11 protein-coding genes and 2 pseudogenes are annotated in these 14647 nt (G+C 63.8%); 9 read left to right on the top strand and 4 right to left on the bottom strand.

Annotated features, from left to right (window positions below; genetic code table 11):
- Nucleotides 1-14: 14 nt before the first annotated feature.
- The 3 genes from dgcB to etfB are packed head-to-tail and all read left to right on the top strand — an operon-like array spanning nt 15 to nt 3980.
- Nucleotides 15-1967 (top strand): dimethylglycine demethylation protein DgcB, encoded by a 1953-nt coding sequence (gene dgcB, locus HU760_RS23570; RefSeq protein WP_186674965.1) that lies wholly within the window; start codon nt 15-17, stop codon nt 1965-1967.
- Nucleotides 1967-3199: an electron transfer flavoprotein subunit alpha gene (etfA, locus tag HU760_RS23565; RefSeq protein ID WP_186674966.1), complete on the top strand. Its 1233-nt coding sequence runs from the start codon at nt 1967-1969 to the stop codon at nt 3197-3199. Before dgcB ends, etfA begins: the two co-directional genes overlap by 1 nt.
- Nucleotides 3200-3209: 10 nt before the next feature.
- A complete protein-coding gene (gene etfB, locus HU760_RS23560) occupies nt 3210-3980 on the top strand; it encodes an electron transfer flavoprotein subunit beta (protein ID WP_170027870.1) in 771 nt (256 codons plus the stop codon).
- A 640-nt stretch (nt 3981-4620) separates the two neighbouring features.
- Here the strand turns inward: etfB and gbca are convergent.
- The gene (gene gbca / locus HU760_RS23555; protein ID WP_186674967.1) at nt 4621-5913 is read right to left on the bottom strand and encodes a glycine betaine monooxygenase oxygenase subunit; all 1293 of its coding nucleotides are present in this window, start codon (nt 5911-5913) and stop codon (nt 4621-4623) included.
- 293 nt (nt 5914-6206) lie between these two features.
- Here gbca and gbcB point away from each other — a divergent pair, with 293 nt between their 5' ends.
- Nucleotides 6207-7307 carry a glycine betaine monooxygenase reductase subunit gene (gbcB, locus tag HU760_RS23550; protein WP_170027872.1) on the top strand — a complete coding sequence of 367 codons (1101 nt, stop codon included), beginning with the start codon at nt 6207-6209 and terminating at the stop codon, nt 7305-7307.
- 38 nt (nt 7308-7345) lie between these two features.
- Here gbcB and HU760_RS24820 read toward each other — a convergent pair whose 3' ends face one another.
- Together HU760_RS24820 and HU760_RS24815 are read right to left on the bottom strand one after the other, a co-directional pair.
- Entirely contained in the window at nt 7346-8209 is an 864-nt protein-coding gene (locus HU760_RS24820; protein ID WP_437179870.1) for a methyl-accepting chemotaxis protein, read from the bottom strand.
- A pseudogene (locus HU760_RS24815) lies at nt 8201-8956 on the bottom strand (MCP four helix bundle domain-containing protein); the annotation flags it as partial. The gene HU760_RS24820 and the pseudogene HU760_RS24815, both read right to left, overlap by 9 nt.
- 291 nt (nt 8957-9247) lie before the next feature.
- Here HU760_RS24815 and HU760_RS23540 point away from each other — a divergent pair.
- From HU760_RS23540 to HU760_RS24805, 4 genes and pseudogenes are all read left to right on the top strand, one after another.
- The gene (locus HU760_RS23540; RefSeq protein ID WP_186674969.1) at nt 9248-9478 is read left to right on the top strand and encodes a hypothetical protein; all 231 of its coding nucleotides are present in this window, start codon (nt 9248-9250) and stop codon (nt 9476-9478) included.
- The gene (locus HU760_RS23535; RefSeq protein WP_170027875.1) at nt 9475-9777 is read left to right on the top strand and encodes a cell division protein ZapA; all 303 of its coding nucleotides are present in this window, start codon (nt 9475-9477) and stop codon (nt 9775-9777) included. Before HU760_RS23540 ends, HU760_RS23535 begins: the two co-directional genes overlap by 4 nt.
- A gap of 204 nt (nt 9778-9981) precedes the next feature.
- Nucleotides 9982-11055: pseudogene (locus HU760_RS24810) on the top strand (HAMP domain-containing protein); the annotation flags it as partial.
- Nucleotides 11056-11181: 126 nt separating this feature from the next.
- The gene (locus tag HU760_RS24805; protein WP_437179869.1) at nt 11182-11919 is read left to right on the top strand and encodes a methyl-accepting chemotaxis protein; all 738 of its coding nucleotides are present in this window, start codon (nt 11182-11184) and stop codon (nt 11917-11919) included.
- A gap of 90 nt (nt 11920-12009) precedes the next feature.
- Here the strand turns inward: HU760_RS24805 and HU760_RS23525 are convergent, their stop codons facing one another.
- Nucleotides 12010-13050 (bottom strand): threonine aldolase family protein, encoded by a 1041-nt coding sequence (locus tag HU760_RS23525; RefSeq protein WP_186674971.1) that lies wholly within the window; start codon nt 13048-13050, stop codon nt 12010-12012.
- Between the two features lie 341 nt (nt 13051-13391).
- Between HU760_RS23525 and HU760_RS23520 the strand changes: the two genes are divergently transcribed.
- The gene (locus HU760_RS23520) at nt 13392-14645 is read left to right on the top strand and encodes a serine hydroxymethyltransferase (protein ID WP_186674972.1); all 1254 of its coding nucleotides are present in this window, start codon (nt 13392-13394) and stop codon (nt 14643-14645) included.
- Nucleotides 14646-14647: the final 2 nt, after the last annotated feature.

Raw genomic sequence — 14647 nt, 5'->3', positions numbered from 1 at the left:
TGTGGGAGCCTCCCATGTTGAACACCCTTCTACCCATCCTGCTGTTCGCTGCCCTTGGCCTGGCAGTGCTCGGCGCCCTGCGCCGGGTGCGCATGTGGCGGCGTGGCCGGCCGTCCAAGGTCAACCTGATCGGCGGCCTGCTGGCCATGCCGCGCCGTTACCTGGTGGACCTGCACCACGTGGTCGAGCGCGACAAGTACATGTCCAAGACTCACGTGGCTACCGCAGGCGGCTTCGTGCTGTCTGCCGCATTGGCGATCCTGGTGCACGGTTTCGGCCTGCAGAGCAAGATCCTCGGCTACGCGCTGCTGGTGGCCACGGTGATCATGTTCACGGGCGCCATCTTCGTCTTCAAACGCCGCCTCAACCCGCCTTCGCGGCTGTCCAAGGGGCCGTGGATGCGCCTGCCGAAGAGCCTGCTGGCGTTCGCCGCGAGCTTCTTCATCGCTACCCTGCCGGTCGCCGGCATCCTGCCTGCCAATACCGGCGGCTGGGTGATGGTCGCCATTCTCGGCCTGGGCGTGCTGTGGGGCGTGTCCGAGCTGTTCTTCGGCATGACCTGGGGCGGGCCGATGAAGCACGCCTTCGCCGGTGCCCTGCACCTGGCCTGGCACCGCCGTGCCGAGCGCTTTGGCGGCGGCCGCTCCACCGGCCTCAAGCCGCTGGACCTGGAAGACCCGAACGCGCCGCTGGGCGTGGAAAAGCCGGTGGACTTCACCTGGAACCAGCTGCTGGGCTTCGATGCCTGCGTGCAGTGCGGCAAATGTGAAGCGATGTGCCCGGCGTTTGCCGCCGGCCAGCCGCTAAACCCGAAAAAACTCATCCAGGACATGGTCATCGGCCTGGCCGGTGGCACCGACGCGCAGTTCGCCGGCAGCCCATATCCGGGCAAGCCGATCGGTGAGCATGGCGGCCACCCGCACCAGCCGATCGTCAATGGCCTGGTCGACGCCGAAACGCTGTGGTCATGCACCACCTGCCGTGCCTGCGTCGAGGAGTGCCCGATGATGATCGAGCACGTCGATGCCATCGTCGACATGCGCCGCCACCTCACCCTGGAAAAAGGCGCCACGCCGAACAAGGGCGCCGAGGTGCTGGACAACCTGATCGCCACCGACAACCCGGGCGGTTTCGCCCCCGGTGGACGCATGAACTGGGCCGCCGACCTCAACCTGCAACTGCTGTCGGAGGTAAAAACCACCGAGGTGCTGTTCTGGGTCGGCGACGGCGCCTTCGATATGCGCAACCAGCGCACCCTGCGTTCGTTCGTCAAAGTGCTCAAGGCTTCCGGCGTGGACTTTGCCGTGCTCGGCCTGGAAGAGCGCGACAGCGGCGACGTGGCGCGCCGCCTGGGTGACGAAGCGACCTTCCAGCAGTTGGCCAAGCGCAATATCCAGACCTTGGCCAAGTACAAGTTCCAGCGCATCGTCACCTGTGACCCGCACAGCTTCCATGTGCTGAAGAACGAGTACGGCGCCCTGGGCGGTGAGTACCAGGTGCAGCACCACAGTACCTACATCGCCGAACTGATCGCGGCCAACAAGCTCAACCTTGGCCAGCACAAAGGCGGCAGCGTCACCTACCACGACCCGTGCTACCTGGGCCGCTACAACGGTGAGTACGAAGCCCCGCGGGCAGTGCTCAAGGCGCTGGGCATCGAGGTGCGCGAAATGGAACGCTCCGGTTTCCGCTCGCGCTGCTGTGGCGGTGGCGGCGGCGCGCCGATCACCGATATCCCGGGCAAGCAGCGGATCCCCGACATGCGTATGGACGACATCCGCCAGACCGAGGCCGAACTGGTGGCCGTGGGTTGCCCACAGTGCACCGCGATGCTCGAAGGCGTGGTCGAACCGCGCCCACAGATCAAGGACCTGGCCGAGCTGGTTGCCGACGTGCTGATCGAAGAGGACGCACCCGCTGCCGCCAAGACGCAAACGGCCAAACGTGAACCTGCGGAGGTGCACTGATGAGCGACATTATCCGCCGCGACCCGCGCGCCGAGTGGATCGCCCGTAACCGTCTGCACCCGCTGCACGCAGCGATGCAGACGCAGCAAACCCGCTGGATGGGCCCCAACGGCCTGATCCGCAAGAACCCTCATGCGATAGCCGCAGGCTTCATCGGCCCGGCCGGTATCAAGCGCATCGACCGCAGCGGCGCCCAGCAGGGCACCGGTGTGGGCGGGCGGCGCACGGCGGCGGTCGAGGTGCAGCTGCCGCTGCACCAGGTAGCGGCGCCGGCATTCTACATCGCCGTAGTGCCGGACATGGTCGGCGGCCGCCTGAGCAGCCACGACCGCGACCTGCTCGGCCTGGCCCACAGCCTGGCTGGCAGCGACGGCGCGGTATTGGCGGTGGTATTTGGTGAACACAAGGAAAGCAACTTTTCCACAGCTGGCGTCGACCGCTTGCTGGTCATCGACGGCGAAGCCTATGAAGGTTATGCACCGGAACAACTGGTGCAGGGCCTGCGCGCTGTGGATAACCAGTTCACACCGCGCCACTGGCTGCTCCCCGACAGCCGCAGCGGTGGCGGCGAGCTCGGCCGACGCTTGGGTGCAGCACTGGGCGAGCGCCCGGCGACGCGGGTATGGCAGGTCAAGGACGGCCAGTGCATTGGCCGTGCCGGTGCCGGCCAGCAAGACCTGCAACGCGCCGTGCCGCGCCTGATCCTGGCTGCGGCCGAATGTGCCGAGCCGGTCAGCGAAACCCGCCACGAAGCGCTGCCGGTAGAGTTGTCCACAAGTGTTCCGCGCAGCCTGTCGCGTATCGAAGACCTCGGCTCGGTGGCCGTCGACCCGGCCACCATTGCCATGGCCGAAGCCGAGTTCATCGTCTCGGGCGGCAACGGGGTCAAGGACTGGGACCTGTACCACCGGGCTACCGCAGCGCTGGGCGCCACCGAAGGCGCCTCGCGGGTGGCGGTGGACGATGGTTTCATGCCGCGCAACCGCCAGGTGGGCGCTACCGGTACCTGGGTTACCGCGCGGGTCTACGTGGCTGTGGGTATCTCGGGTGCGATCCAGCACCTGCAAGGCATTGGCGCCTGCGACAAAGTGGTGGCCATCAACATGGACCCAGGCTGCGACATGATCAAACGGGCCGACCTGTCGGTGATTGGCGACAGCTCGGCAATTCTCAATGCACTGATCGAGGCTGTGGATAACTACCGCAGCGGCGGCCAGCGCGACGCGGCATAAGGGCACGAGCATGAGTACGAAAGTGATCAGCCTGGTTTCCATCGGTGCCCACCCCAGCTCTGGCCGCGCGCGTCGCGCCGAGCAGGATGCCCGCGCGGTGGAACTGGGCTTGCAGCTGGCTGGAGATAACTTGCAGGTGGTGCATGCCGGCGACCCACGCGAAGAGGCGCTGCGCGCCTACCTGGGCATGGGCCTGGACCACCTGGATGTGCTGGAGCAGCCGGCCGGTGCCGATGTGCTGGGCGTTCTGGGCGACTACCTGCGTGACGCCGGGGCACAGCTGGTGCTGACCGGCAGCCAGGCAGAGACCGGCGAAGGGTCGGGCATGCTGCCGTTCCTGCTGGCGGAAAAACTCGGTTGGCCGCTGATCGTGGGCTTGGCCGAAGTGGAATCGATCGACAACGGCACCGCCCAGGTACTGCAGGCCTTGCCACGTGGCCAACGGCGCCGGCTGAAGGTTCGGCTGCCGCTTCTGGCGACTGTGGATAACGCTGCGCCGAAACCGCGTCAGAGTGCCTTCGGGCCGGCGCGCCGTGGTGTCCTGGCGGCGCGCAACGTGGCCATCGTCGAAGACCAGTTGCTGGCCGAGGCCGAGCTGCAGCCGGCGCGCCCGCGGCCCAAGCGCCTGAAGGTGATCAAGGCCAAGAGCGGCGCCGACCGCATGAAGGCGGCGACCGCCAAGGCTAGCGGTGGCGGTGGCAAGGTGTTGAAAGACGTTACTCCGCAGGAAGGCGCCGAAGCCATCCTCAAGCTGCTGGTGGAAGAAGGCGTCCTCCGCTGACGTTGAGCGGCCTTGTGTCGTGCTGGGAGGCTGCGCAGTCCAGCACGACACAAGGCCGCTCCTGCATTCAGCACCGGGCATCGAGCGCGTAGTTTTGCCCACCAAATCTGTTCGCCAACATGTGGATAAAGTGTTGGCGCATGGCCGCAGGCCTTGTATTCCCATGCTTTCATCGATTTGATCAAAAAACGATCAGCCATTGCCAGGGCCTTTGCACACCCTGCACACCGGCTTCATGCTGATTTTGCCCACAATCGCTGTTAGCCCCTCTGTGGATAATCTGTTCGATAGCGGCTGCGAGCCCCGTATTCAAAGGCCTTGAGAGTTTTGTTCAAAAAATGATCAAAGCTCTCCTTTTGCCATCCAGATCTTGATAATCAGGGCCTTGCAGGGTTTATCCACAGGTGCGCTGCGAATGCCCGTGTGGTTGCTCACAAACTCTGTTGGTGGCTCTGTGGATAAGGTGTACGAACACTGCTGCACCCGAGGATGCATGCGGGGTTGACCAGGTTGGTCAAATACTGATCAGTCTTCCGCTGAGGTGAGTGTTGCAGGAGGAGGGGTTACACGCGGGTTTCAGGCAGGGAGTGTAGAAGGGGAGACCCCGCCACCAAACAACGTTCAGCGGCGGGGGTTGGGCTTACTGTGCCTGTACTTCCTTCAGGTAAGGCGCCGGCTCCGCCCCCAGGTTGTTCAGCAACCGCTGGCTGTACCAGTCAATGAAGTTGACCACGCCAAACTCGTAGGTCTTCGAATAAGGGCCAGGCTGGTACGCGGTGGAGTTGATCCCGCGCTGGTTCTCTTCGGCCAGGCGACGGTCCTGGTCGTTGGTGGCGTCCCACACCTTGCGCATGCGCTCCGGATCGTAATCGACACCTTCCACGGCATCCTTGTGTACCAGCCACTTGGTGGTGACCATGGTTTCCTGGGCACTGATCGGCCACACGGTGAACACGATCATGTGGTCGCCCATGCAGTGGTTCCACGAGTGCGGCAGGTGCAGGATGCGCATCGAGCCCAGGTCCGGGTTCTTGATGCGGCCCATCAGCTTCTGGCAGGCCTGCTTGCCGTCCATGGTCATCGACACGGTGCCCTTGAGCAGCGGCATGCGCACGATGCGGTTACGCAGGCCATGGCTCTTGTGCAGGTATGGGATCTTCTCGGCTTCCCAGGCGGCGGCGGACGCGGCCACGTGGTCCTTGAATTCCTGGCTGGCGCGTGGGTCGTTGGTGTCGTCCCACTCCAGCAGGGTTTGCAGCAGTTCCGGGTGCGAACCATTGCAGTGGTAGCACTCGCGGTTGTTTTCCAGCACCAGCTTCCAGTTGGCCTTTTCCATCAAGGTGGTTTGCACCGCCACCTTGGTGTTCTCCATGTCGTACGGCTCCATGTAGTGGTCCAGGGTGGCCAGGAAGTCGTCGATGGCAGGCGGGTTTTCCGCCAGGCTGATGAAGATGTAGCCGCCGGCAACTTTCACGTTCACCGGCTTCAGGCCGTACTGGTTCATGTCGAAGTCGGCGCCCATTTCGGTGCCGGCGAACAACAGGCGGCCGTCCAGTTCATAGGTCCACTGGTGGTACGGGCAAACCAGCTTGGCCACCTTGCCCTTGTCGCTGACGCACAGGCGCGAGCCGCGATGGCGGCAGACGTTGTGGAAGGCGTGCACCTTGCCTTCGGCACCACGCACCACGATGATCGGGTTCTTGCCGATCTGCAGGGTGATGTAGTTGCCCTTGGCCGGGATCTCGCAGGTCATGCCGGCAATCAGCCACTCCTTGTGGAAGATCTCCTGCATGTCGATCTGGAACAGACGCTCGTCGTTGTAGAACGGCTGGGGCAGCGAGAAGGTGCGCTCGCGGGTCTGCAGCATTTCGGCTGTCGCCTTGCGTGCAGGTTCCAGTGGATCGCCCAGGCTCAGGGTTGCGGTGACGTCCATCGTGTATTCCTCGGGGCCGTGTGCGGCCGGCAAAAGGTGGCTAATCGTTGTTGTGGTGCCGCAAGGCTGCTTATCAAGAAACAGCGGTTGTTTTGCCGTGGAGTGTGCGTCCGAAGACGTCGCGAACCGTATCCATGGGCGACATGGCCGAATTGAATTACGACTCCGCAGCCCTTGTGGTGCGGGGCTGGTCGCGATAAGCACGCCGATGTCGCTGGCAGGAATGTACGTCGTCTTCAGCTTGCGCATTATCCAAGCCATAAAAGGCCAATAGTCGGCTGCTGGAGATGAACATGTCCGATACCTTCCTCAATCCGGTCACTACCCAGACCTGGGCCAACGGCCGCCACATCGTGCGCTGCGTCAAGGTCATCCAGGAGACCTGGGACGTGCGCACCTTCTGCTTCATGGCCGACCAGCCGATCATGTTCTTCTTCAAGCCTGGGCAGTTCGTCACCCTGGAGCTGGAGATCGAAGGCAAGCCGGTGATGCGCTCATACACCATCTCCAGCTCGCCTTCGGTGCCCTACAGCTTCTCGATCACGGTCAAGCGCGTACCGGGCGGCCTGGTCTCCAACTTCCTCCACGACACCATGCACGAAGGCGCCGAACTGCCGGTGCACGGCCCGGTGGGCCTGTTCAACGCCATCGACTTCCCGGCGCAGAAGGTGCTGTACCTTTCGGGCGGTGTCGGTATCACGCCGGTGATGTCGATGGCGCGCTGGTTCTACGACACCAACGGTAATGTCGACATGGTGTTCGTGCACAGTGCCCGTTCGCCCAAGGACATCATCTACCACCGCGAGCTGGAGCAGATGGCCTCGCGCATCCCCAACTTCAGCCTGCACATCATCTGCGAAAAGCATGGCCTGGGTGAGCCGTGGGCGGGTTACCGCGGCTACCTGAACCAGCGCCTGATGGAGCTGATTGCACCGGACTACATGGAGCGCGTGGTGTTCTGCTGCGGCCCGACGCCGTACATGAGCGCGGTCAAGCGCATGCTCGAAGCGGTGGGCTTCGACATGAAGAACTACCACGAAGAGTCGTTCGGCGCCACGCCGCCGGAAGCCAAGGCTGACGCGGTCGAGCATGCCGAGCAGGCTGCCGATGCGCCGGAGCTGGATGCCGCCGACCTCAACCTGGTGGAATTCATCGGCAGCGACAAGAGTATCCGCATCGCCCCGGGTGAGACCGTGCATGCAGCGGCAGCCAAGGTTGGCCTGATGATCCCGAAAGCTTGCGGCATGGGCATCTGCGGCACCTGCAAGGTGCTCAAGCTGGGCGGTGAAGTGGAGATGGAGCACAACGGCGGCATTACCGAAGAGGACGAAGCCGAGGGCTACATCCTGTCGTGCTGCAGCGTGCCGAAAGGGGATGTGCGGATCGATTACTGATCCGCGATTGCAGGGGGCCGCATAGCGGCCCCTGGTTTTCAGGTGCGGAAGCGGGCCACCAGGCCATTCAGGTCTACCGCCAGCCGCGACAACTCGGCACTCGCCGCACTGGTCTGATGCGCACCCGTAGCGCTTTGCACCGACAGGTCGTTGATGTTCACCAGGTTGCGGTCAACTTCCCGCGCCACCTGCGCCTGCTCTTCCGCGGCGCTGGCAATCACCAGGTTACGCTCGTTGATTTGTGCCACTGCCCCGGCAATGGTATCCAGCGCCAAGCCTGCGCCACGGGCGATATTCAGCGTCGATTCGGCACGTTCGGTGCTGGTGCGCATCGAGTCCACGGCCTCTTCCGTACCGCCCTGAATACTACCGATCATCCGCTCGATCTCGCTGGTCGACTGCTGGGTACGGTGGGCCAGCGCCCGCACCTCATCGGCGACCACGGCAAAACCACGGCCTGCCTCGCCGGCACGTGCCGCCTCGATCGCCGCGTTGAGTGCCAGCAGGTTGGTCTGGTCTGCCAGGCCGCGGATCACATCGAGCACCTTGCCGATATCACGCGACTGTTCGGCCAGGTGGGTGATCAGCTTGGCGGTGGCCTGCACGTCACCGCTCATGCGCTCGATGGCACCCACGGTTTCCATGACCAGGTCACGGCCATCGCCCGCCGAACGGCTGGCCTCGCTGGAGGCTTCCGAGGTGCTGACCGCATTGCGCGCCACTTCCTCGACTGCGCTGGTCATCTCGGTCACCGCCGTGGCGGCCTGTTCGATCTCGTTGTTCTGCCGCTGCAGGCCACGGGCGCTTTCGTCGGTGACGGCGTTCAGCTCCTCGGCAGCCGAGGCCAGTTGCGTCGCCGAGCCGGCAATCAGCTGCAAGGTGTCGCGCAGCTTGTCCTGCATGCGCGCCATGGCACGCAGCAAGCGTGCAGCCTCATCGGTACCCTCGGCATGGATGACGTGGGTCAGGTCGCCGTCGGCAATCTGTTCGGCGCATCCGAGCGCCTCGTCGATCGGCTTGACGATGCTGCGGGTCAACAGCAGGGCGCAGGCAAAAGTCAGCACGGTGGCGGCGACCAACAGGGTGATCACCAGGGAGAAAGCCATGTCATATTGGCTGGCGGCTTTCGTGTTGGTATCACGGGTCTGCTCGGTGTTGATGCGCACCAGGGTCTCCATGATCTTGTTGATCTGCTCGGAATTGGCCAACAGGTCACGGTTGAGAACCTCTCTCAGCTCGTCGAGGCGGCCGGCCTGGCTCAGGCTGCGCATGCGTGCCTCCAGCTGGCGGTACTGGCTGAGCGACTGGACGTACTGGTCGTACGCGGCCTGTTCGTCGGCGGCGGTGATCAGCGGCAGGTAGACCTGGCGCGCGCGGTCGATCTCCTGGTTGCGCTGATCCATCAGGTTGAGAGTGTCCTGCTGGCTTTGCGGCTCGCGGTTCACCAGCAGGCGGTAGGCGAGGCTGCGCATGCGCAGGTTCAGCGCGTTGAGCTCGTCGAGGGTCTTGATGGCGGGCACGCTGACCTGCTCGATGACCAAGCCGGCCTGGCGGATGTTGCCCATCTGCACCAGGGAGAAGATACCAAGGCCGAGCATCAGCAGGCCAATAAGCGCGAAGCCGAGCAGCGCGCGCGGGGCAATATTCATGTTGCGTAATGACATGGTATGGGCAGATCCAGGGAAGTGAAGGCGACGCAGCCAGTGCGACAAAATATGACTCCTTGAGTATCGGTCGTGACCGGCCAGTCTTGAGTGTGCGCCTGGCAAAATTGTGCGGTGGCTCAGGTGTTCCTGACCGGCGGTTGACCCAGGTCGGAACAAGGGGGCGGTTACCCTGTCAATCTGCGGGTTCGACACGTTGTGAATCCGATATTTAATGGCGACGGGCGGCACTTTTCTTTATCGTGTGCGCCCCCCGCAACAACCTGAGATAGACCCATGCTGGAAGCTTCCCTGAATCAAATCGAGCAACTGGTCAACGACCTGCTGCAGAAGAACGCCCAACTCACCGAGCAGAACGCCGCCCTCGGCCAGGAACTGGCACAGGCCAAGGAAGAGAACGAGACCTTGCAGCTGTCGCTGATGGAGCAGGAAGAGAAGCACGGCAGCACCGCCGCGCGCCTGCAGGCGCTGGTCGAGCGCGCCAACGCTGGCGTCGTCGGCGCATGACACTACGGGCTCAGCCGATCAATGTCGTGTCGATCCTCGGCAACGACTATTCGATCAAGGCGCCTGAAGGCCAGGAAGCAACCCTGGCCCAGGCTGTACAAATGCTCAACACCGCCCTGGCCCAGACCAAGCGTCAGTACCCGACCCTGATCGGTGACAAGTTGCTGGTGCTGGCCGCATTGAACCTGTGTTCGCGACAGATCGAACTGCAGGATGAGCACCGCAAGACGCTGGAGCGTACCCAGGCGCAGATAGATGCCACCGTGGACACCATCGTCCGGACTATCGCCGAACAATGACGGCCTGATACCGAGGTGCCTGTGAGAGCGGGCGTGTCGAAGCGCCGCAAACACCGGCGCAGCCGGTGCCAGACACAGTGATGAACCAATCCTGGGCATCCCCGCTGGCACGGGCGAGAAGCTGTTGTTCCAGATCACTGGATTAACTGGATACGCAAGTGTATACACTCTCCGCAAAACAATAATTATGCGGGGAGCAGGGGCATGCGTATCTGGCGTAAAAGCATCCAGTGGCAGTTGATCACCAGCATGGGCGCTGCCCTGCTGGTGAGCATTCTGGTCGTAGTCATCATTTTCACCGTGGCGCTCAACCGCCTCACCGAACGCTACCTGGTGGGCAGTGCCCTGCCGGCCAGCATCGAGGCCATCCGTAACGACATCGAACGCATGCTCGGCCAGCCGCTGGTAGCGGCGGCAGACATCGCTGGCAACACGCTGCTGCGCGACTGGCTCGCCGCAGGTGAGAACCCCGCGCAGGCCCCGCTGTTCATCGAGTACCTCACCGCCGCCAAGCAGCGCAACCAGGCGTTCACCACCTTGTTCGTCTCCACCGAGACCGGCCACTACTACAACGAGAACGGGCTGGACCGCACCCTCAGCCGCAGCAACCCCAAGGACCAGTGGTTCTACGGCTACATCGACAGCGGTGCCGAGCGGTTCATCAATATCGACATCGATGGCGCCACGGGCGAGCTGGCCCTGTTCATCGACTACCGGGTGGAAAAGCACGGCCAACTGGTCGGCGTCGCCGGTATGGGCCTGCGCATGACCGAGCTGTCGAAGCTGATCCACGACTTCAGCTTTGGCGAACACGGCAAAGTGTTTCTGGTGCGTAACGATGGCCTGATCCAGGTGCACCCGGATAACGCCTTCAGCGGCAAGCGCCAGCTGGCCGAGCAGCTTGGTGGGGACGCCGCCAAGGCAGTGATGAGCGGGGCACAGGGCCTGCGCAGCAGCCGCTTCAGCCGAGACGGCGAAAGCTACCTGGCGCTCGGCCTGCCGTTGCGCGACCTGAACTGGACCTTGGTCGCCGAGGTGCCGGAGCAGGAGATCTACGCGCAGATGCACCAGGCAGTGTGGCTGACCAGCCTGATCGGTGGCGCCGTGGCGCTGCTCTCGCTGCTGCTGGTGGTGCTGTTGGCCCGCGGCCTGGTGCGGCCGATCCGTCGCGTCACGGCTGCGCTGGTGCAAATTGGCAGTGGCGCGGGTGACCTCAGCCAGCGCCTGGACGATTCACGCCTGGACGAGTTGGGTGACCTGGCTCGCGGTTTCAACCGCTTCCTCGACAGCCAGCGGCGGCTCATCGGTGAAGTGCTGCAGACCTCCGAGCGGCTGCACCAGGCGGTTGAACAGGTAACCGTGGTGGTGGACAACACGGCCGAACGTTCCGGGCGCCAGCAGGAAATGACCGAAATGGTGGCTACCGCCGTACACGAAATGGGCCTGACCGTGCAGGACATCGCCCGCAATGCCGGCGATGCGGCCCAAGCCTCGCAGGCGGCGCGCGATGAAGCCGTGCAGGCGCGCGAGGTGGTACGGCGCTCGGTCCAGGGCATCGAGGGCATGTCGGGCGATATTGGCAAGGCGGCCGCTGCCGTCAGCCAGCTGGCCGGTGAAGTCGCCTCGATCGATGAAGTATTGGCGGTGATTCGCAGCATTTCCGAACAGACCAACCTGCTGGCGCTGAATGCGGCCATCGAGGCCGCACGGGCAGGGGAGATGGGGCGCGGGTTTGCCGTGGTGGCCGATGAAGTGCGCACCTTGGCGCGGCGCACGCAGCTGTCCACCGATGAGGTGCAGCAGATGATCCAGCGCCTGAAGCAGGGCGCGGGCGTGGCGGTGAGTTCAATGCAGGCGGGGCAGCAGGCCACCGGCAGCGGGGTCGAGTCGAGCCAGCGCACAGGCGCATCGCTGGGGGCCATTACCGACCGGGTCGAGCACATCAGCGACATGAACCATCAGGTCGCGACGGCGACCGAAGAGCAGTCGGCGGTGACCGAGGAAATCAACCGCACGGTGCAAGGGATCTCCGACCTGGCGCGGGAGACGGCGGCAGAGGTGCAGGGCTGTCGCGCGGAGTGCCGGGCATTGCGTGGGCTGGCCGATGACCTGGCGCGGCAGATGGGCGGGTTCAGGCTCTAGATCGGCGTTTGCTTCTTCGCGGGCTTGCCCGCTCCCACAGGTTCATCAGGCGATCCCTGTGGGAGCGGGCGTGCCCGCGAATACGGCCTGTCAGGCGGTGATGATGCTACGGATATCCGCAGCCAGCTCGCGCACCCGCTCTTCCTCGGTATCCCACGAGCACATGAAGCGCGCCCCACCACTGCCAATGAAGGTGTAGAACCGCCAGCCTCTGCTACGCAGCGCTTCGATCGCATGCTCCGGCATCTGCAGGAACACCCCGTTGGCCTCCACCGGGAACATCAGCTCCACCCCAGGCAGGTCGCTGACCAGCGAGGCCAGCAGCTGCGCGCAGCGGTTGGCATGCGCGCCATGACGCAGCCAGGCGCCGTCTTCCAGCAGGCCTACCCATGGCGCCGACAGGAAGCGCATCTTCGACGCCAGTTGCCCGGCCTGCTTGCAACGGTAATCGAAGTCCTCGGCCAGCTGCCGGTTGAAGAACAGGATCGCTTCGCCCACCGCCATGCCGTTCTTGGTGCCGCCAAAGCACAGCACGTCGACGCCGGCCTTCCAGGTCAGCTCGGCCGGGCTGCAGCCCAGGAACGAGCAGGCGTTGGAAAAGCGCGCGCCGTCCATGTGCAGGTTCAGGCCCAGCTCCTTGCAGGTGGCGCTGATCGCCTTCAGTTCTTCGGGGCGATACACCGTGCCCACTTCGGTGGCCTGGGTAATGGTCACCACGCGTGGCTTGGGGTAGTGGATGTCCTGTCGTTTCAAGGCCACATCACGGATCGACTGTGGGGTCAGCTTGCCGTGGACGCTGGCCGCAGTCAGCAGCTTGGAGCCGTTGGAGAAGAATTCCGGTGCACCGCATTCGTCGGTTTCGACGTGGGCGGTCTCGGAGCAGATCACGCTGTGGTAGCTCTGGCATAGCGAGGCCAGGGCCAGGGAGTTGGCAGCGGTACCGTTGAAGGCGAAGAACACTTCGCAATCGGTTTCGAACAGGTTGCGGAAGTATTCGGCGGCGCGCTCGGTCCATTGATCGTCGCCATAGGCGCGGTCGTGGCCGTGGTTGGCCTTTTCCATCGCGGCCCAGGCTTCGGGGCAGATGCCGGAGTAGTTGTCGCTGGCGAATTGTTGGCTCTTGTCTGTCATGGCACTTCTGTCCTGTGAACGACGCAGAACAGCACTCTAAACCATCGATTCAGCAGTTGCCTATACAACCCGTGCACCTGCGGATTGTTGGATTGTCTGTGCCGGCCCTTTCGCGGGTAAACCCGCTCCCACAGGGATCTCACAGGCCTCGAATGCACCGCAGTAGCTGTGGGAGCGGGTTCACCCGCGAAAGGGCCGGCACAGACAACACAAAGCCAATGTCGTAAACGCGCCATTGCAAGGCGTGCGCAGGCATCTGACCCGCCCCGGCCAGTCATAACATCGCCACAAAGGGCCGCAGTGCCCCACGACAAAAAACGATCGCCGCCGGGAGATACACGATGTTCAGCAAGCAAGACCAGATCCAGGGTTACGATGATGCACTTCTGGCGGCGATGAATGCCGAAGAACAGCGCCAGGAAGACCACATCGAGCTGATCGCCTCGGAAAACTACACCTCCAAGCGCGTGATGCAGGCCCAAGGCAGCGGCCTGACCAACAAGTACGCCGAAGGCTACCCGGGCAAGCGCTACTACGGTGGCTGCGAGCATGTGGACAAAGTCGAGGCCCTGGCCATCGAGCGCGCCAAGCAGCTGTTCGGTGCCGACTACGCCAACGTCCAGCCGCACTCTGGCTCGTCGGCCAACGGCGCGGTCTACCTGGCCCTGCTGCAGCCGGGTGACACCATCCTCGGCATGAGCCTGGCCCACGGTGGCCACCTGACCCACGGCGCCAAGGTGTCGTCCTCGGGCAAGCTGTACAACGCCGTGCAGTACGGCATCGACACCAACACCGGCCTGATCGACTACGACGAAGTCGAGCGCCTGGCGGTCGAGCACAAGCCGAAAATGATCGTTGCCGGCTTCTCGGCCTACTCCAAGACCCTCGACTTCCCGCGCTTCCGCGCCATTGCCGACAAGGTCGGGGCGCTGCTGTTCGTCGACATGGCCCACGTTGCCGGCCTGGTGGCCGCCGGCCTGTACCCGAACCCGATTCCGTTCGCCGACGTGGTTACCACCACCACCCACAAGACCCTGCGCGGGCCACGTGGCGGCCTGATCCTGGCCAAGGCCAACGAAGAGATCGAGAAGAAGCTCAACGCCGCAGTATTCCCGGGTGCCCAGGGCGGCCCGCTGATGCACGTGATCGCCGCCAAGGCGGTGTGCTTCAAGGAAGCGCTGGAGCCTGAGTTCAAGGCCTACCAGAAACAAGTGATCGAAAACGCCCAGGCCATGGCCCAGGTGTTCATCGACCGTGGCTACGACGTGGTCTCCGGTGGTACCGACAACCACCTGTTCCTGGTCAGCCTGATTCGCCAGGGCCTCACCGGCAAAGACGCCGACGCCGCCCTGGGCCGTGCGCACATCACCGTCAACAAGAATGCCGTGCCGAACGACCCGCAGTCGCCGTTCGTCACCTCGGGCCTGCGCATCGGCACCCCGGCCGTCACCACCCGCGGCTTCAAGGTCGCCCAGTGCGTGGCCCTGGCCGGCTGGATCTGCGACATCCTCGACAACCTCGGTGACGCAGACGTCGAAGCCGATGTGGCGAAGAACGTCGCGGCGCTGTGCGCAGATTTCCCTGTTTACCGCTGAGT

This window comes from Pseudomonas oryzicola, assembly GCF_014269185.2.
Lineage (GTDB): Bacteria > Pseudomonadota > Gammaproteobacteria > Pseudomonadales > Pseudomonadaceae > Aquipseudomonas > Aquipseudomonas oryzicola.
Note: the sequence above shows the minus strand (reverse complement) of the source record. Positions and strands in the feature narration are given on the sequence as shown.